The sequence below is a fragment of the Mesorhizobium sp. WSM4311 genome (genome assembly GCF_002295115.1).
In the GTDB taxonomy this organism is placed as follows: Bacteria; Pseudomonadota; Alphaproteobacteria; order Rhizobiales; family Rhizobiaceae; genus Mesorhizobium.
The window spans coordinates 111,317-131,048 of the sequence record NZ_NSFV01000017.1; the positions used below are offsets into that span (position 1 = coordinate 111,317).

Genomic DNA, 19,732 nt, shown 5'->3' on the forward strand with positions numbered 1-19,732 from the left:
AATCGAGTTTAGCACTGGAAGTGGCCATAGACTTCGACTTCCGATAAGTGCAGATACTCCCTTCGTGGAATCGAAATCCGCACGAAGCGGATCAGGACCGGTTCCTCGGCGCTCCACAGCAATGGGCGGCCGCTGCTGCACCCGCCAAAGACCTGCCCGGGCTCGGTGCGGAAGAGCAACGTCCATCGCTCTCCATCTGTTGATCCCTCCACAATCAGTGGCGAGGCTCGTCGCTGCATCCACTCTGGAATATTGTCACGATTGAATATCCTAATAGCTAACACTTGAGCTAGCTGTTCAAGGTCAACCATCCACCACGGATTTTCGGTATTGTTAGTGTGAAATCCCAGCACTTTCGCTGGATTTCCGTTTGCGGCATTCCCCGCGTCTTCCTCCACGGTGCGGCCATTGGACCATTGACTCACGGAACTTTGAGTGGCTCGCTTGTTAAGCGCGAGATTCGGCAGCGACAGGTCTATGCGCGGTTGCGCCTCAAGCTCGCGGACCGGCTGGTAGCCCCGCAGTCTACCAACTTCGAGATAGTGGTGCAGCGGATCCTCGAACCACCCTTCGCTTATCTCCATTGCGGCGTCGATGTATCGGTGCGCGTACCAGACGGAGTCGAAGGTGATGGCAGACCCCTGCGCCGCCCTCGTCGGCAAGCCATTGTCGTAATTCTCCCTCGGCACACGCAGGAATGGAGCGGCGGTCTTCAGCAGCGCGACCTGATTGCGCGATATTTCTTTCCATCTGCCTGATATCCGTTGGTGATATTCCAGGCTCTGTTCCTCAGGCAATCCATAGTTCAACGGAAATAGAAAGTATCTATAGCGAATGTCGTCAACCGGCAGCAGATCGATCTCGCGATGGTGCGCTGGATTGTAGAAACCACTGAGTGGAAGAAAGATCGTCTGCGCTCGGGAAAGCCACGCCGCTAACCAGGAGAACGTACTGACCGCAACGACAATGTTCTTTGCGGAACGAATCAAATCGAAGTCCGCCCTAGGCCCTTGGCTGTCGTAAAATATAGCTTTCGGGAAGCGAGATTTAAGCTGTCGTACGTACTCTGAATCGGCGAGCTGTCCGGCAAACACCGGGTTTAGCCCTGTCGAAGCGATCACATCCTCATAAAACTCTATTGGAAGGAGTGGATAGTGGGGTACACCCTGAAGAATTTCAGCGGTACGAACATTAATCAGCAAGTCACTTTCGCCGATTTTCCGCGAGGGGGGGCTGTAAGGGAAAAGCGGTTGATAGACGTGAGGCGGCTCAAGGAACTCCATCCTCTGCAGATGGTCGGCCATCATTATGCGGACCGACTCGCTCCGGTTCGCAAGAACGCAAATCTCATTAATGTGAGGCCGGAAAGCGTCCCAGGTCCATAGATCAATATTATCAAAAAAGTGTTCATTCTGCGTATCGTCGGGAATTTCCAGATCCCACTCCGGAATCGAAACGTTAACAATGCTACAATTCGCAATCCGGTTAGATATTGTTAGAGCACCCATATACTGGATCATTTTATTTGCTAAGTTGCCTCGATGCCTCATAACGACTACGCGCCTGCGCGTAAAGTAATTATCTTTCGTCAACTGCATCATTGCGCCATACCCCTACGTAGTCCCGGTCTCCCGCCATACTTACTAACGGGTTTTCGAACCCCACATCAAAACTGATGCACAGTTGCATCGCCTTGCGCACTATTCTTCAACTGACAGAAGTGTTGCAGGTTATTTTTCAACCTGTTGTTCTCCGGGTCCAAGTTCAGCGCCCTTTGTCCCCATTCCACGGCACGGTCCATGACATTGAGGCGCCAGGCCGCGATGGCGCCAAGGTCGTACAGCCGAAACCCCCAGCAGTTCGCGTCGTCAAGGTAACTACCTGTGCGGTAGGTCTTCTCGATCCCATTGGTGCTGGCCCAGAAGAGATTCAACCAGTCGGCCTTGCCATGAAACTCTTCAGCCAGGTCAAGCCAGATCTCGCGCCGGTGCGGTGCTTCCATCCTGGCCTTGTCCAGCCAGGACAATTTCTGCTCTGGCCGCATGCGCGCGATATAACGCATCGCCTCGGATCGTTCTTCCGCCCACTTGCTTGTCGGCAATTCAAGGTAGCGCTCAAGCAGTTGAACGGCCCGCTCTTGTTGGTTGGCCCACATCAAGTCCCGCCCGAGCCAGAAGCAGATCTGCGCGTCGTCGGGATCTTCCTTGTGCGCAACCTCCATCAGTGGCAGGTAGCTGCTCCTTGTTGGCTTGGTGAGGTCCTGCACTTCGAACATGACAATGTCGTTGCTGTTCGTGGTGACCTCTCGATCGCCGGTGAAAAACAAGGCCTCATGCACTGGCCGCTTGAAACGATATCCCCAGCGATGGTGAAAATTCTTCGCCGGCCAGCTTCGCAGCGGCGTAGGGTCATCGACACTCGATCTGTAGACCGTCTGGCAATAAAGGGCTGTCGTCTCGGGCGTCCAGGCCGCCTCAAGCTTCGGCCGCCAGCCGGGCTCGAGAAATCGATCCATGTCCATTGTACAGCAGACATCGACGTCGGCCGGGATTAGCGCCATGGCTGCGTTGCGGGCATCGTCGAAACGCCACGGGCGGACCGCTATCCGGTGCACGGTAACGCCGGCAGCGGTCAGCCGCGCCACCGTCTCATCGGTACTGCCGGTGTCAGCGACAATGCGATAATCGGCGTCGACAGCCGAGTTGGCCCAGCGCTCCACGTTTGCGGCCTCATTCAACGCTATGGTGTAGACGGCGACTTTCACCAGAAACCTTCCATAGGATCTATGCGCGAAAGGAGTATGTTCGGTAGATGAAACGTATCGGCCTGGCGATGTATGGATTGGTATCGATCATGGTAAGAATTGACTTCATCTCTTCATAAGGATCAACACCGATCGAGCGAAGATACGAGTAAAATGCACCCGTCTCGTGATTGCTTACTTGGGTATGCCGCATCAGAAATTCATCGACGATGCCCGCTGTCCAGCGGTCCGCGAGGTGATGACCCCAATATAGATCCAGTCCCCATCCTGAGATCGATAGGTCAAAGGAATGGAGCATCTCCTGCAGGAACGCGCGCCGGAAGAACGGGGCCATGACCTCGACCCAATTGGTGGTCCGCAGCTTGAGGCCGGGATGCTGGCGTGTCAGCCCCATCGCGTCGATGCAATCCGGGGTCAAGGCGGGTTGAGCAAGATCAAGCGAATATTCTTCGCAAATTGCAAAAAAGGCATCTGGATTGAAAAGAAGTTCTATATCGTCATCAAGAAATAAAGCCCCCTCATAGACGTTATGAAGGTCTGTAGCCTCGAAGAACCGTTTAGCTCCGTGCATTTTTGATCGGCCGCCCGCAAAAACAATTTCGGCCCGATTTCGAAGAATATCGTCCGGGTGTGGTGTGGCGTAGTAATTTATCGCGAGGTCGTACTGGCGCTCCCCTTGCGGAGTCTCGGAAAAAAAGGAAGGGCGACGCTTCGATCCGGCACGTATCAGGACGAGATATCGCCTCGGGTCGCTCGGGACCGACAACAGCTGAATTTCGTTCGAATTCTCAAACATTGAACCGACGGTTCTCGCTCAGATTGTTACCGAGTATCCCCAGTTCCCGCGCACTTGCGTATGGCTACGAGACCACCCATCAGCTTGGCGCGATTCAACTCGTAGTGGCTGTCGAAGAACAGGATTTCGGCGAACTGACCGGCAAGCGCGCTCACCCCCAGCGGATCGACCGAACGCGCGCTGCCCTGCTCCTTGATCTCACGCAGCAGGGTCTTGGTCAGCGTGATCTTGCTCGCGTCTTCACCGGGCGGCTGCCAGTCGAGGTCTTCGATGAAGTACCAGCCACTCGGTTTAAGCAAGGAAAAGAATTCGCGAAGCGTAAGCTGTTCCCCAAAGGACGCGTGGCTGCCGTCGTCGATCACCACGTCAAGTGACGCAGGCTCGAGTTTCGCGGCGATTTTGCGCAGGTCCTCCGCCCTGGACTGATCGCCGACAAACGACCTGAACCTATCATTGTTCAGATGGGAAAGATCGTTGAGGTCGACGCCGATCACTTGGCTAAACGGAAAGTACTTTTGCCAAAGGCCCACCGATGCTGGTGTGGCCCGATCGTCGATCGCCGCGCCGCGGTGCTGTACGATCTCCATAATACGCTGCACCGCAAGCCGGCGGCTCGACAGCAACTGATCATAGACGCGAGCATAGCTGTGCCGGTTGCCTGTGTGTCGATTCTTGTCGGTCGGAAATTGGTCGGCAAGCTTCGTTAGCGAGGAAAATCCGGCGAGCGGATCCATCAGGGACGAGATCAGCGGCGCCCCTTCGCCGCCCAGCCGGGCCTCATTGCGCGCCGTCCACAGATGGACGCCGAACACCCGCTCATCGTTCAGATAGTCGGCCAGTTCCGCTATCGGCTTTTCGAAGCGGTCGATTTCATTCCAGTCGATCGTGTTGAAGAACATCGGGCTGAACACCCATTCCTGCAGCGCGGCTCCCGCGTCGGAGGCAATGTAGTCGGACAAAAGCTTGGGGCCGATGTCTCCGAATTCCCTGCCGCGTGCTTCGTGAAAACGTTCGATCGACAATTCGTACAGCGCCCTCAGATGACTGCTGTAAGGCCGGGCATAGATAACATTGCCGCAGATGAAGTGACCTTTGTGCGATCCGCGCCATTGCAGGTTGAAGAAATGATCCCCGCGAAAGGGGAACGGTCGCAGCAGGATGACGTCGGAATCCATCCAGAGCCCGCCATGCTCGTAGAGCAGGGCGTAGCGGAAGATATCGCTGAAATACCTGATCTCGGAGCCGGCGACGATCCGCTCGAACAAGGCTCGCGGCATGACGTCGTCGGCATTGCGGAGTTCGACCCCGTGCGGGACGAGGAATTCGAGCTTCTCTGGTGCGTAGCTCCACACCCGCACCGGATGGCCCGCTGCCCGCATCGACGTCGTGGCCGCGATCAAAGTACGATGCTCGGCCTTGTCGGACATCACCTGGTAGAAGCAGTTGATCTGCGGAAGCGCGGTACCGTCGCTGCCAAGGAAGCGGGAAATCCGCGCGTCGAACTGGCGCGATCGTTCCCGCCGTTCCGGCGGAGAATCGACGTCGCGCAGGAACGGCGCGAGCTCATGGAAGATGTCGTCTGCCGACTTCATGCCGCCAGGGCCGAGGTCCTTGCCTTCCGACGGCGCCTGGCTTGCATCGTCCATGGCTCCGTTGTCAGCACAGTCAGGCTTGATCCCTGCTTTGGTTGGCGCAGCGCCATGCCCCGAGACCAGCGTCACCCTGGACGCCGTGCCGGCCGCACCTGATGGCAGGCTATCCACGTCTTCTAACATCGACCTAACCTCCGCCTCGTCGACGGTCGCGATCCAGGACTCGCTGTCGGTGACGCTGTAGGAAATCACCAAACGCCTTTCGTCAGGGTGCCACGCCAGACCGGCAGCAAATTCGACGCCCTTTTTGTCGAAGAAGAACGGCCGGCTTACTTTTCGCAAGGTGTTGGCTTCATCGAACCAGACGAACCGATGCAGGTAGTAACGCCGCTTCTCGGCGACCCGCCACTGGACTTCATGAATCAATGCAAGCCACCCGCCGGCAAATGCGATCAGCTGTGTTCCACCCCTGAAACTCTTCGCTGCAATTGCGGGAGGAGTCTCGCTGAGAGTCGAGCCCCGCTCGTCCACGGTCCGGGTGGGATCGCAAAGGTAGATGAATTGCAACGCCTCTGCCCCTCCCCCCACCGTGCCTGGCTTGACTTGCGGCATCCAGTTCTTCTGGTGCAGCCGCGGCCCCGCCGGGCGGAGTACGCGCCAGTCGGTGAGCCGGCAGGAAGCGTCCTCATCAATGCGCGCGACGATCTGCTCGCACCAGCCCTCCTCCGTCAATTCGCGCACGCACGAGACGCCCCATAGCGCGTCGCGCCAAGCGAACAGGCGCATGTCCTCAAATCCGAGAACACGGTCGTTGGCGGGTTCCGGCATATCGGCCGGCGGCAAAACCTCGCTTGCGGACTGAATAGAGAGCTCATCACTCAATCGGAGAAGGAAATTGCGCGTGTGAACCGGCACTCCACCCGGCGTGTCGTATTGCAGGTTGTCTTCGGCCAGCGTGTAATTCACCGTTCGCTGCAAAAGCACGATCAGGTCGCCCAATCGAGCCACCGACTGGTTTGACGACCGATAGCCATCGGGCGCCGTAAAGCCGACCGGACGCGCGCTAAAGGACGGCATCATTGTCTTGGCGGGCTGCACATAGAAGAACAGGTTGGACCACGCCAACTCCCTCGGGCCATCGTCGATTGTCCGGTTCAGCGCCAGCCAGTTGCATGCCGCGAAACCACGGTCCTTGCGCACGGGGTCGCGCGCGTAGTTTGCCGCTATCGCAAACTCTTCCACCATGCCTGTCGTGTAGATGTAGTCCTCGATAAACAGGATGTCCTGTTCCGGCCGCTTGATCGCCAGCCCCGCTTCAGAAAACAGGGCGCTGGCGTGGTTCATCCCTTTGTCGCGGTAGAACCGGGCCAGGTCATAGAGCGGCTCGGCTCGTTGCGGCCGTTGATTGAAGGCGGCAAGGGCCTGCTCAATGAAGCCGGGCTCGTCGCCGAGTTTGCGCAGGCAGCGAGCCCCCTGAAGGCGGGCGTTCCACGCCTCCTCGTCCCAGCCGCCCATGGCGGCGCGTTTGGCGTAGGCCACCGCGGCCTCCGCGGTCCGGCCGGCATCGCGATAGGATTGCGCCAGGTAGAACCAATAGCGCTGATTTTCCGGATCCTTTTCGAGGGCTTCCAGCAGAAGCTTCGCATCACGTTCGAATTTGTCGACGCGGTTCGATCCGCTGGCGTGGTCCTTGTACCAGGCACCGCGCAGCTCCTGCACGCCCCCAGGCACATCGAGATATTCGTGGGTCACACCGTAATAGCGCGCGCCGGCGTCGCGCCTGACCAGGCGCGTGTTCCAATAGGCCAAGCCGGAATCCGACCGCTGCAGCAGCCGATAGCCCGCACTGTCGAGCCGCGATCGGAAGCCCGCGTCCTCGACCATCAGCTCCATGTCGGCGTCGTCAAACAGCAGATAATCGTAGGCGAGTGGCGAGGCATAGGCGTGATCGAGCGCTGCGTTGCGCGCCTGCTCGAAATTGTGGAATGGGAATTCGTGCAGCTCGCCGGGCAGGCTGCGGGCAGCGAAGAACGATTTGATGAAATCCTGGGTCCCGTCGGTCGAGCCGGTATCGCCGATGACCCAGCAGTCGATGTGGTCGACAACCGCACCGAGACAGCGTTGAAGGTTCGCCATCTCGTTCTTGACGATCATATTGAGGCAGAGCCGCTTGCCGTTTGTCATTCGCGATCCATCGGCCTTCAATGTGACTGTCGGCGATAGGGACGGTTCGCGTGTCGCCGCGCCTTGCCGGATCCGTTTCGATGCGGATTCGCCGAGCCTCGACCGCTCATGCCTTCCCCCCGCTGTCGCTGTCCACTTGCCAGTCCGGCTGCGCAACAGCTTCCATTTCAAAGATCCGATCATTCCTTCTCACGGATCCTATAGGTCGTCCTCAGGAAACCGCGCTTAACCTTATCCACAGTGGTTAGCAGCCAGCCGTCATGCCAGCGGGCGGCAATGGCGACCGTGAAAGGAGGCTGCTTGAACTGCAACCGCCGGCATTCACCGCTCCGTCCGGTCTGACCGGTAGGTTCTGTATTTCGCCGCCATTTGCAGGCTGCCGTCAAGGCCGAGGCACCAGCATCCGCTGAGACATTGCCAACCCGTCTGGCTGCGCCATCGTCGATAATTTGCATGGAAGATGGAGACCTTCAATTGCTATCTAAAGCAGGCAGGATTGCAAGTAGTCCTATTAAACATCTGATTGTCATAGCGATTCTCCAAGCCATCTTTCCTGCAATTGCCAAAGCGGCACTACCTCGTTCCAGCTAATTTAGTAGTTGCTTAATTTATAGTTTACAATTTGCTAATTTTCGAATCTACTAAAACGCGGTGTTGAGGGGCCCTCGCAGTTTGGACGGCCGAATGCCGGAATGTCTGCGAAATTCTTTCTTGGGGAGAGTTAGAAGGGTCTGGGTTATCAAGGACGTTTCGCGGATTGGAAGGCGCGTCCACCGGGCACGCTAGTTATATGTCGCGACCATGTCCCCCTTGTGGGGGCGGACGGCTTCCCATTCCCTTGAGAATTGTCGCCGAGGCATCGGCGCTATCGTTGACGGGAGTGGGTGTTGGGTCGAGTCTTGCCACGTGCGCACGGGAGAAGTGCACAGCCTCGGTTCGGCTGGCCGCAAAACCTTCAGCCGGCCGATCGCCCGGAGTTCGGTGAGCACCAATGCGAGGCAGACCCCGCCGCGCTGGACGCAACCGGCATTCAGCCTGAACCCGGCCTAAACCAGACCGGCTTCGCCATCGGCCGCGTACGCGAACTCGGCGCGGACCCGGCGGTGGCGACCTCGATTGTCGCAGATCACTTGTCGTTCAACGTCATTCATTTGAAGGACGACGGCTTTCCAATCCCGGAGTTTCCTGACGAGCCGACGCCGAGCCTTCGGCGTAGCCTGGAGGGATTGCGTAGTGGGTGGGATGACATCGCCTGCCGACCGGCGGTGCCGTGGTACAGCACCCCGTTTCGGACGGCGCAGATCCATTTGCAGACAAGCGCTGGAAACGATCGGCCAGACGCTGCAACCGATGCTTTGGACATCGGCGGCAATCCCTTCATGGCAGTTGCGGGCGGCTCACGGCGGGGTCGTCCACGCTTCGCTGATCCGCCCCACGATGCGGCGCCGTTCGATGCCACGACGCCGCCAACCCGACAGAGACTATCCGCCCGCTCGATCGCGCCGACCTTGCTGGCGCAGCCGATCGGCGGCGATTGAAAATTGAGAGTGACGACAGAAAAACGCAGCGGCGCATTCGTCCGCTGACCACGGAGAGTATCATGAGCTATATAACAGGGTTTGCAGTCATGGAAGTTACCGTTAGAGGCGCCTTGCCCATCGGCGACACGACCGAAAATGTGCCTTATTTCATCCTGGACACGGCTAAGAGCGCCATCGTCGGTCAGGTCATCCTGCCCAAGGCCGTCAAGCGAAGCCTCGCTGTCGCTGTCACCGTCAAGGTTCCGGCCGCAGCCGGCTCATTTGCGATTGGTACGTTTGACGATGGCGGGAATTTCCAGGCCTGCAGCTTTCTCCGCGTAGAGAGCCCTTCTGTCCAACGACCCGACGGCGCCGTCGGTCTATCCGGAAGATGACCGTCCAATCTCCTTGTCGTTGTCGCGACCGCACGCCGGCCTAGCGTCGGGCGGTTTTCCCTAGGATTGAGTTCAAAGCCAACAGGAGCCAGTCATGGCCCGTGCCTCTGAAATTCTCTTTGTCGATCCTTCAGTCTCCGATCTCAACACGGTTCTCGCCAATCTGAGGGCCGAAGTCCAGGCAATAGTGCTGGACGGCCGCCGACCGGCGGCACGGCAGATTGCCGCCGCGCTCTCGCGGCACGACGGGCTCGACGCGGTGCACGTCTTGGCGCATGGCGCGCCCGGCCGGGTCAGCTTCTCCGCGGGAGAATGGTCGGTAGGGACGCTGGAGGAAGCGGCTGAGGACTTCGCTTCAATCGGCAGGGCGCTTGCTGCGGACGGCGAGCTGCGGCTGTGGAGCTGCGAGACGGCATCAGGGAATGCTGGCGAAACCTTCGTAGCGGCTTTGGAACAGGCGGTCGGCGCGGACGTCCGTGCATCCAGGTCGCTAGTTGGCGCAGCCGCCCTGGGCGGCGCCTGGAAACTGTCCGTTCGCGTCGGCGCGTCCACGCCCCTGCCGCCGTTGACCCCGGACGGGGTGTCGAATTACGCAGGGATACTTGTCTCAGGCGATCTGTCACTTACCGGTACTGTAGATAGTGGATCGAGCAACAATATCAACACGTACTATTTGATTGATACAAATGGTACGGGAGTTACAACCGATGATACGGTTGTAGGTAGCTTTCAGTTACCATCTGCAGCCAATGCTGCGGCTCCAAAATTCTCGGTAACAGTAACAGTTCCTGTGGTTGGAGATACCTATCTCATCTATGACTCGGGCTTCCGCCTATACGGTACACTTACTTATGTCGCCGACACAGACCTCATCACGCCCGGCGCCCAACCGGGTTATCAATTCGATACCCAGCCCATCAACAACGTGGGCGCCGCGGGCAACGATGGCGATCACTTTAATGGTGGCCTGTTAACCCTCGCTAGTGCTGGCACCCCGGGAGCGACAGGGCCCGCGGGCCCGACCGGCGCCACGGGCGCGACAGGAGCCACGGGCTCTACTGGCGCAAGCGGCTCGACTGGAGCCACAGGTTCTACTGGCGCAAGTGGCTCGACGGGTGCAACTGGCTCGACCGGCGCCACAGGTTCTACTGGCGCAAGTGGCTCGACGGGTGCAACTGGCTCGACCGGCGCCACGGGCTCTACGGGTGCGAGCGGTTCGACGGGACCGACTGGTGCGACAGGTGCCACAGGTGCGACTGGGGCGACGGGCTCTACTGGCGCAAGCGGCTCGACTGGAGCCACAGGTTCTACTGGCGCAAGCGGCTCGACGGGAGCGACTGGCGCAACCGGAGCGACAGGTGATACCGGCGCCGCCGGTTCCACTGGAGCAACTGGAGCACCTGGTTCGACTGGAGCAACTGGTTCGACGGGCGCAACAGGCTCGACCGGCGCGACGGGCGATACCGGTGCAACCGGCGCCACTGGTGCGACCGGGTCGACTGGCGCCACGGGCTCTACCGGAGCAACTGGTTCGACCGGCGCAACAGGCTCGACCGGCGCCACCGGCGATACCGGTGCAACTGGTTCGACCGGCGCCACTGGCCCGACCGGAGCGACAGGATCGACCGGCGCCACTGGCTCGACCGGTGCCACAGGTTCGACCGGGGCAACAGGCTCGACGGGAGCAACCGGCGCAACAGGTTCGACGGGCGCAACGGGTGATACCGGAGCAACCGGCGCAACAGGCTCTACCGGAGCAACCGGCTCGACCGGCGATACCGGTGCAACTGGTTCGACCGGCGCCACGGGCGCGACCGGAGCGACTGGCGCAACCGGAGCAACTGGTTCGACTGGAGCAACGGGCGACACTGGCGCGACTGGGTCGACTGGGGCAACCGGCTCTACCGGAGCAACCGGCGCCACGGGCTCGACCGGAGCAACCGGCTCTACCGGCGCGACTGGTGCTACTGGAGCGACCGGGACAACTGGGGACACCGGAGCAACCGGAGCCACGGGTGCAACTGGGGATACCGGAACGACTGGCTCGACCGGCGCAACAGGTTCGACTGGTGCCACGGGCTCGACAGGTGCCACCGGTTCGACCGGTGCGACTGGCTCGACGGGTGCGACAGGCTCGACAGGGGCCACCGGTTCGACCGGTGCGACTGGCTCGACGGGCGCAACCGGCTCGACCGGTGCCACAGGCTCGACCGGTGCGACAGGCTCGACAGGTGCCACGGGTTCGACCGGTGCGACTGGCTCGACAGGTGCCACGGGTTCGACCGGTGCGACTGGCTCGACAGGTGCCACGGGTTCGACCGGTGCGACTGGCTCGACCGGTGCCACGGGCTCGACCGGTGCGACTGGCTCGACCGGTGCCACCGGTTCGACCGGTGCGACTGGCTCGACCGGTGCGACAGGCTCGACAGGTGCGACAGGCTCGACAGGTGCCACGGGTTCGACCGGTGCGACTGGCTCGACAGGTGCCACGGGTTCGACCGGTGCGACTGGCTCGACCGGTGCGACTGGCTCGACCGGTGCCACAGGCTCGACCGGTGCGACAGGCTCGACCGGTGCGGCAGGCTCGACAGGTGCGACAGGCTCGACCGGTGCGACAGGCTCGACAGGTGCGACCGGTTCGACCGGTGCGACAGGCTCGACTGGTGCGACCGGTTCGACCGGGGCAACCGGAGCCACGGGTGCAACTGGTGATACCGGAGCGACTGGTGCGACCGGAGCAACTGGCGACACCGGCGCAACCGGAGCCACGGGTGCCACTGGCGATACCGGAGCGACCGGAGCCACCGGAGCAACTGGCGACACCGGCGCAACCGGAGCCACGGGTGCCACTGGCGATACCGGAGCGACCGGAGCCACCGGTGCAACTGGTGATACCGGAGCAACTGGTGCAACGGGTGCCACTGGCGACACCGGAGCCACGGGTGCCACTGGCGATACCGGAGCGACCGGAGCCACCGGTGCAACTGGTGATACCGGAGCAACTGGTGCAACGGGTGCCACTGGCGACACCGGAGCCACGGGTGCGACCGGAGCAACTGGCGACACCGGCGCAACCGGAGCCACGGGTGCCACTGGCGACACCGGCGCAACCGGAGCAACTGGTGATACCGGAGCAACTGGTGCAACGGGTGCCACTGGCGACACCGGCGCAACCGGAGCCACGGGTGCCACTGGCGATACCGGAGCGACCGGAGCCACCGGTGCAACTGGTGATACCGGAGCGACTGGTGCAACGGGTGCCACTGGCGACACCGGAGCCACGGGTGCGACCGGAGCAACCGGTGCAACTGGCTCGCAAGGTCCGACAGGCCCGACTGGAGGAACCGGTTCGGATGGTGGTGGAACCGGTAGTCATGGCAACAACGGCCACGGCAACGGAGAACAGCCCGCACCGGGCAATTCCGGGAACCATAACAATGCCGACAACAGCGGACATCAGGGACAGGGCAACTCTGCCGGTGGTCAGGGCAAAGGAAACGGGGGGCAAGCCGCGGTCACGTCCAACACGCTCGGGCTCAAGGACACCACACAGTTCCTGCAATCCGGCTCGGCTGACGGTAACAGTGATCCCGGCAAGAATGCGTCGTTCGGCCAACTGGTCAGCCTTGCGGCGACTTCGGTGACGACAGACCTGCTGAACGTCCTCAAGACAATCAGCGGATCTGGCAACAACCAGAACAAGCCTTCCGGAGCGAGCACGGATCTCACCTCGGATCAGACCAAGCCTGGCGCCGGCTACGCCAGCACCGACCACGCCGTCAAGACGTCCCTGAAGGATCTTTTGAAGCCGCACGAGTGAGCGGCGAATGGACCTGGACCATACTGGTCCAGGGTTAAAACGGGCGCGCGGGCTGCTGGAAAGCGGGTCCGCGCGTCCAACATCCCGGACAGGGATTGGCATGAGAGTCGCACGGCGAATCAATTCGGAGTACAGTGGCGGCATGATCGAAACCCTCGGCAGGGGCGCTTCGGCCCGGGAATTGTCGAGTTCGCTCGCGTGCCGGAAGACAAAGCCATGGTGAACCTCCCCGTGAACGCCGAAATCCAGGCGGTCCCGATCCAAGCCGGTTCTGCGCAAGGCGACGCGGCGGGCGGCGAAAGTACTATGGCGCGGATCCCTGGTGGTCCGGCCGAATTCGACAAGATCGGGCCGCGCCTCAAGGCGATGCTGCGAGCCGCCCGCTATTACGGTGTCGAGCTCGACCCGAACGAATTCAGGGCCGCGAGCGCGGTTCCGGCCGCCGCCGATCTGTCGCAGTGGGCGCAGGACGCCGGCATGTGGTCACGCGCCGTGCGCATCCGCTGGTCCCACCTTTTGCGCTTCCAGGACTCCGGCCCGGTCGTCCTTTTGTTCAACGATAGCGGCGCGGCTCTTCTCACCGGGGCGAGCGCCGAGCGAAACATCGTCTTCCTGAAAAGTGCGGATGCACCCGAAGATGGTGAAGCCGTCGCCATTGACGAGTTGCGGCTGTCGCAGGTTTGGACGGGCGAGGCACTGCTGCTGCGCGCCACACGATCCTATGTCGCGGCGGACGCCCCCTTCACCCTTCGCTGGCTCGCCGAACTGGTGCGTCTCGAAAGCCATGCCTTGCGCGATATCACCATCGCCTCGTTCACGCTGAGCGTCCTTACCATCCTGCCGCCGCTCATCGTCATGACGGTGGTCAACAAGGTGCTGCAGTTCAACAGCATCTCGACGCTGGTGCTCTTGTCCGCGGTGATCGCCGTGGTTTTCGCCTACGAGACACTGCTTGGCCATGCGCGGCGGCTGATCATCAATGTCGTCGGCGCCCGTCTGGACACCAAGCTGCAGCTGCATGTCTTCAGCCGGCTGTTACGCCTGCCGCTTGACTATTTCGAGCGGCATCCGGCCGGCGAGACGATGTATCATCTCGCCCAGGTCTATCGCATTCGCGAGTTCCTGACCGGAAAACTCCTCAGCACGTTCTTGGATATGATCACACTGTGTGTGCTGGTGCCGGTCATGTTCTACATCAACGCCGCCCTGGCCTGGATCGTGCTGGCCTGCGCGGTGGTGATCATGCTGATCATCCTCGCCTTCCTCAGGCCATTGCGCCGCAGATACCAGCGGGTGGTCGACGCCGAGACCTGGAAGTCGGCGGCGCTCGGCGAGACTGTCGTCGGCATAAAGACGGTGAAGGCGCTCGGTCTCGAGCCGCAGCGCAAGGCGCTCTGGGACGAGCGGGTGGCGGAAGCGGGAAAGGCGCGTCTCGCCTTCGGACAGCTGGCAAGCTGGCCGCAGACCCTTGTCACGCCGATCGAACGCGTGATGGTGCTCGGCACCATGCTGATCGGCGCTTATCTCGCGATGAACGACCGCACCGGCTACATGGTCGGCGGCCTGTTCGCCTTCATGATGATCGCCCAGCGCGTGGCGCAGCCGCTGGTTGGCCTGGCGCGACTGGTTGAAGACTACGAGGAGGTCGGTGCGGCGATCGGCGAGGCGGCGTCGGTCCTCAACCGGTCGCTGGAGAGCAGTTCGAATTCCACCGGCCTGAGACCCAGGCTGGTCGGCGAGGTCGCGTTCAGCGACCTGACCTTTAGCTATATCGCCACCAAGACACCGGCGCTCGACCGGGTCAGCTTCCATATTCCCGCCGGCAGCATGTTTGGCATTGTTGGGCGCAGCGGGTCGGGAAAATCGACAATCGCGCGCCTCCTGCAAGGGATCAACCGCGACTACAGTGGGTTCCTCAAGCTTGATGGCGTCGACCTCAAGGAGATCAACCTGCGCCATCTTCGCCAGGGGCTTGGCGTGGTCCTCCAGGACAACTTTCTGTTCCGCGGATCGATCCGAGACAACATCATCGCCGGGCGCCCAGGCCTGACGCTTTCCGATGCCATGCGCGCCGCGCACCTCGCCGGCGCCCAGGAATTCATCGAGCGGATGCCGAATGGCTACGACACCTACATCGAGGAAGGTTCGCCCAATCTGTCAGGCGGTCAAAAGCAGCGGCTGGCGATCGCGCGCGCGCTCATCCACGATCCGACCATTCTCATCCTGGACGAAGCGACCAGCGCACTCGACCCGGAGAGCGAGGCGGTTGTCAGCGCCAACCTCATGCGCATTGCCAGCGGGCGCACGATGATCATCGTTTCGCACCGGCTCGCCTCGCTGACCGAGTGCGACAACATCCTGGTCATGGATCAGGGCAAGGTCCTGGACGTTGCGCCGCATGCGACCCTGCTCGAACGATGCGCGCTCTATCGCCAGCTGTGGTCGCAGCAGAACCGGCACCTCGACGGCCGCCACGGCCGCCCGGTCGCTGTCCCGCCGCGGTTGGTTTGACCATGTCGCGCGCCTCATATTCGCATCAGGTCCGGTAACCGATGAGCAGCACCTCTCTCACCGCCCCTCCCCCTCGGTGGCACCGGATGGAAACGAAGGATCCGACGACGCCGGCCATACTCGAGTTCCAATGGCCGTCGACGGCTGTCGCCAATGCGCCTATTCCGCGGGCGGCGCGAGGCATTGTCTGGATCGTCTCTAGCCTGGTCATCGCGCTGATCGCCCTGGCGGGGCTGATACCGGTCGATCAGGTCGTGACGACCAGAGGGCTGGTGGTCTCGCAATCTCCCAACATAGTCGTGCAGCCGCTGGAAACAGCGATTGTCCGCTCGATCGAGGTGCGGGAAGGACAGCGCGTCAAAGCTGGCCAGTTGCTTGCCCGCCTCGATGCGACCTTTACCTCAGCCGACCAAACGGCACTGGCGATGCAGGTCTCGACGCTTGAAGCCGAGGTGGCGCGGTTGAAGGCCGAGGCCAGCGGCCAGACGTTCACCTACAACGGCCTCGACCCGAGTTGGACCCTACAGGTGTCGATATTCGAGCAACGCAAGGCGGTCTACGAGGCCAAGGTGGAGAATTTCGAACGCCAGCGTGACGAACTTAGCTCGGTGATTTCGCGATCGCAATCGGATGCCGACGGCTACCGCCAGCGGCTCACGGTTGCCGACTCGATCGAGCAGATGCGTAAGCAGCTCGAGGCAAGGCAGGTAGGAAGCCGCCTCAACACGCTCCTGGCCGAGGACAACCGGGCGGAAATGTCCCGAGCACTGGGCAATGCCGATCAGACCGCGGAAGCAGCCAAGCGCCAACAGGCCGCGGTGGCCGCCGAGCGCGACGGCTACATTCAGGGCTGGCGCGCCGAAGTCTCGCAGAGCCTGTCGGAGGCGAGCTCGCGCATCTCGGACGCCCGCGAACTTCTCAACAAGGCAAAGCTTCGAAACCAGTTGGTCGAGTTGAAGAGCCAATCAGACGCCATCGTTCAATCGGTGGCAAAAGTCTCCGTCGGCTCGGTCATGCAGTCAGGAGAGCGCTTTATCACGCTGGTGCCGGCCGACGCGCCGCTCGAGATCGAGACAAACATCGTCGGCAGGAGCAGCGGTTTTGTGCATGTCGGCGACCCGGTGGTAATCAAGTTCGACACCTTCCCCTATTCGCAATACGGCCTCGCCCATGGAACTGTGCGGGCACTCAGCCCGGATTCCTTCTCGGCACAGGAGCAAGCGCGCGATCCGAACAGTTCCTTGGCCATGCTGCCTTCCGACGCCGAGCCATTCTATCGCACGCGGATCTCCATCGACCAGGTGGCCCTCCACGGCGTTCCCGCCGGTTTCGCCGTGAGCCCCGGCATGCCGGTGACCGCCGACGTAAAGGTCGGTCGGCGCACGATACTCAAGTACATTCTCAGCGTGATGCTCCCGATCGGCCAGGAGGCGATGCGGGAGCCATAGAGTACTGGAGGAATCAGAGGCTCGGATCGATGACAATCTTGGATCGGCTGACTGGTCTGGCCTTCCCGGCGGCAGTGTTGCGTCGGGCGATCCAGCTTGCCGACAGCGGCAAGGCCGCTGAAGCCTTTCCGTTTATGGCGAAGGCGGCGCGCGCCGGAATGGTCGACGCCGAGTACCGGGTCGCGCGTTGCTATCTGGAAGGCGCCGGTGTGCCACCGAGCCGTATGGAAGGCGCGCGATGGCTGCTGCGGGCGGCCAACCACGGGAGCGCGGATGCGCAGGCGCTCCTTGCCGCGCTCTACGTCACCGGGCTGGTGACGACGGAAGCCGACGGCAAGGGGCCCTCGGAGCACTTGTTCAAACCTGATTCCCTGGGAAAACCAGACTTCGCGGCCGCTTTCGACTTTGCCACCAAGGCAGCCGAGGCAGGCTCGGCCACGGGACAGGCGATCCTCGGTTATATCCTTACCAGCGGCCCCCCATCGATGCGCGATCCCGATGCCGCACACCGGTGGTACGAGAAGTCGGCTTCTGCCGGCTGCGCCGAAGGGTGCCTAGGCTTTGCCCTGTCGCTGGCTCGCCGCGGCAAACGCGAAAACAGAGTTCGGATTGCGGAGGAGGTAAGGCGTGCAGCCGACGCCGGCCTGCCGACCGCGACCTATCTTCTTGCGGTCCTTACCGAGCACGGGCTCGGCGTAGCACGTGACATCGTAGCAGCAGCTCAACTGTATCAGGCTGCTGCAGAGAAGGGCCTGCCCTCCGCCCAGTTCCGGTTGGGATTGGCACTCATTGACGGTGCACTCGTCGGCCAAGATGTCGCTGCCGCGGAGGCGTGGATGCGGCGTGCTGCCTTGGCCGGCAATGTCGAGGCAGCCTATATGCTGGGCGATCGCTATGCGAAGACGCAGCGGCCGGATTTTGCAGAAGCCGCGAATTGGTATCGGCGGGCGGCCGAAGCGGGCCACCAAGACGCCGCCCGCGCTTTGGCCTCGCTCTATTTGACGGGAAATGGTGTGGCTGAGGATGTCGAGGAAGGAGCACGCTGGCTGCGCTCTTCCGCAAATGGCGGCAATCAGCAGGCACAGACAGACCTCGCCAATCTCATCCTGGGAGGAGCCGGCGAGCCGGACGACGGTGCAAGCGTTGCCGGATGGTTCGAGGCGGCCGCATCATCGGGCGACCTCATCGCGGCATTCAACCTCGGGCTCTGCTTCGCCAACGGCGTCGGCGTTCGCCAGGACGAGGGGCAAGCGGCAGACTGGCTGCGGCGCGCGGCCGAAGGCGTCGCCGAGGCGCAATATATGTATGCCCGCCTCCTCCAGGATGGACGCGGCGTCGCCGCCGACCCAACTCAGGCCCGCGTGTGGTTTGCGCGGGCGGCCGACGCCGGCGTGCTCGACGCACGCGTGGCGCTCGCCGAGATGCTACTCAACGGGCGCGGCGGCATGCCCGAGCCCGAGGCTGCAATGCAGTTATTTGAGCAGGCCGCCGACGACGGTCACGCCGGGGCGATGTTTGCGATTGGCGCGCTGTACGGAGGCGGCCACGGTCTGCCGGTCGATCAGGCAGCAGCGCAGAAATGGTACGCCGCCGCTGCCGGACGCGGGCATGGCCAAGCCCAATTCATGCTCGGACGCTATCTCTTGAAAGGCCTCGCCGGGGAGCGCGACCCGGTGGCAGGTCGCCTTTGGCTCGAACGCGCGGCTGCGCACGGGATCAGTGAAGCCGCCGGCGAATTGGCGGCTGCGGGCGGGCCCAACTAGTGCTGCTGTGGCCGTTGGAGGGGCTCGTCCAGGGCGTTCGGAACCTGAACATCCCGCACGGCCCGGATCGGGTAACCATCAGCGTCGGCGTCGCGACAACAGTGCCCAACGAGAACGAGACCCCAAACGATTTCGTCAATGCCGCCGATTTGGCACTCTTCCGCGCTAAGTCGGAAGGACGAGATCGTGTGGCGCTTCACGTGCCCCGCAGCTAGGTGGGGAAGTGACGATTCAACTATTTGAGCCAAATGGACGTTGCGCACTCGCAGAGGGCAGACGGGATCGATCCAGTACGGTCTGGGCAAACTCTAATGCATCTCAACGAGTCGTCGCTATAGTACGTCAAGGTACTCGGACGCATTCGTCGTTTTCCGTTCAGGACAACAGGTTAATCCCGAAAAACCTGAGCTGTGTCAGCGGCCATGCGAAACCCAAAACGAACGCGAGAGCCGATATGTCAGGTTTGCCGCCCAGGCTATTACCGCCGGCTCAATCTGCAAGCACGCTCCGCCTTTGCGTGTTTTTCGTGTGACTGACTAATCAGCTAATTTCCATTTCTATTCGGTTCGGCGAGCCGCTTGGGAGAGGCAATCACCTCGTGTATCGCCTTAACGCGTCAGCGATCCTTCGCTCTCGCACACAGCACCAATCTTGTGGCGGTTCCCGTCTACGATCAATCATTCTGTCAAAGAGTACCTGTATTTGATTGTACGCTAATATACGTTTTCAGCTAGGCAGGCACTGGGGCTATCGAATCAGACGAAGGAAATTGGATGGCCACTCTCCATTATGCATCAGGCGGATCGGCCTCGGAGGTCGCAACCGCCGGGTTCAATCTTGTCGACGTTTCATCCGTGGACGAACTCAACGCCTTGCCGGCTGGCACGAAAGGTCTGGTCTGGCTCGATGAAGCCAATGGCGCAACCTCGTCTTTCATTG

General features: G+C 61.5%; 11 protein-coding genes and 1 pseudogene. 8 read left to right on the forward strand and 4 right to left on the reverse strand.

Features of this window, described 5'->3' with window-relative positions; all coding sequences use genetic code 11:
* Positions 1 to 8 precede the first annotated feature (8 nt).
* From CK226_RS30225 to CK226_RS30240, 4 genes are all read right to left on the reverse strand, one after another.
* Positions 9 to 1,520, reverse strand: coding sequence for a discoidin domain-containing protein (locus CK226_RS30225; RefSeq protein WP_179296040.1), 1,512 nt, complete (start codon positions 1,518 to 1,520; stop codon positions 9 to 11).
* A 146-nt stretch (positions 1,521 to 1,666) separates the two neighbouring features.
* Positions 1,667 to 2,764, reverse strand: a complete 1,098-nt coding sequence (locus tag CK226_RS30230) for a glycosyltransferase (protein ID WP_179296039.1) — start codon at positions 2,762 to 2,764, stop codon at positions 1,667 to 1,669.
* 19 nt (positions 2,765 to 2,783) lie between these two features.
* Positions 2,784 to 3,560 carry a hypothetical protein gene (locus tag CK226_RS30235; protein WP_095776103.1) on the reverse strand — a complete coding sequence of 259 codons (777 nt, stop codon included), beginning with the start codon at positions 3,558 to 3,560 and terminating at the stop codon, positions 2,784 to 2,786.
* Positions 3,561 to 3,586: 26 nt separating this feature from the next.
* Positions 3,587 to 7,336: a glycosyltransferase gene (locus CK226_RS30240; protein WP_095789563.1), complete on the reverse strand. Its 3,750-nt coding sequence runs from the start codon at positions 7,334 to 7,336 to the stop codon at positions 3,587 to 3,589.
* Between the two features lie 887 nt (positions 7,337 to 8,223).
* Here CK226_RS30240 and CK226_RS30250 point away from each other — a divergent pair.
* From CK226_RS30250 to CK226_RS36085, 8 genes and pseudogenes are all read left to right on the forward strand, one after another.
* Positions 8,224 to 8,874, forward strand: coding sequence for a hypothetical protein (locus CK226_RS30250; protein ID WP_179301158.1), 651 nt, complete (start codon positions 8,224 to 8,226; stop codon positions 8,872 to 8,874).
* Positions 8,871 to 9,251 carry a hypothetical protein gene (locus tag CK226_RS30255; RefSeq protein ID WP_095776100.1) on the forward strand — a complete coding sequence of 127 codons (381 nt, stop codon included), beginning with the start codon at positions 8,871 to 8,873 and terminating at the stop codon, positions 9,249 to 9,251. The genes CK226_RS30250 and CK226_RS30255 overlap by 4 nt, the downstream gene beginning before the upstream one ends.
* Before the next feature lie 94 nt (positions 9,252 to 9,345).
* Positions 9,346 to 9,843, forward strand: a pseudogene (locus CK226_RS35820) (DUF4347 domain-containing protein); the annotation flags it as partial.
* A 3,048-nt stretch (positions 9,844 to 12,891) separates the two neighbouring features.
* Complete coding sequence (locus CK226_RS35825; RefSeq protein ID WP_245437896.1) at positions 12,892 to 13,071, forward strand: hypothetical protein; 180 nt, start codon at positions 12,892 to 12,894, stop codon at positions 13,069 to 13,071.
* A 306-nt stretch (positions 13,072 to 13,377) separates the two neighbouring features.
* Entirely contained in the window at positions 13,378 to 15,582 is a 2,205-nt protein-coding gene (locus tag CK226_RS30265; protein ID WP_245437893.1) for a peptidase domain-containing ABC transporter, read from the forward strand.
* A gap of 86 nt (positions 15,583 to 15,668) precedes the next feature.
* Positions 15,669 to 17,030: an HlyD family type I secretion periplasmic adaptor subunit gene (locus CK226_RS30270; RefSeq protein ID WP_179296037.1), complete on the forward strand. Its 1,362-nt coding sequence runs from the start codon at positions 15,669 to 15,671 to the stop codon at positions 17,028 to 17,030.
* 29 nt (positions 17,031 to 17,059) lie between these two features.
* Positions 17,060 to 18,793, forward strand: coding sequence for an SEL1-like repeat protein (locus CK226_RS30275; protein WP_095789559.1), 1,734 nt, complete (start codon positions 17,060 to 17,062; stop codon positions 18,791 to 18,793).
* Positions 18,793 to 19,008, forward strand: coding sequence for a diguanylate cyclase (locus CK226_RS36085; protein ID WP_280951488.1), 216 nt, complete (start codon positions 18,793 to 18,795; stop codon positions 19,006 to 19,008). Before CK226_RS30275 ends, CK226_RS36085 begins: the two co-directional genes overlap by 1 nt.
* Positions 19,009 to 19,732 lie beyond the last annotated feature (724 nt).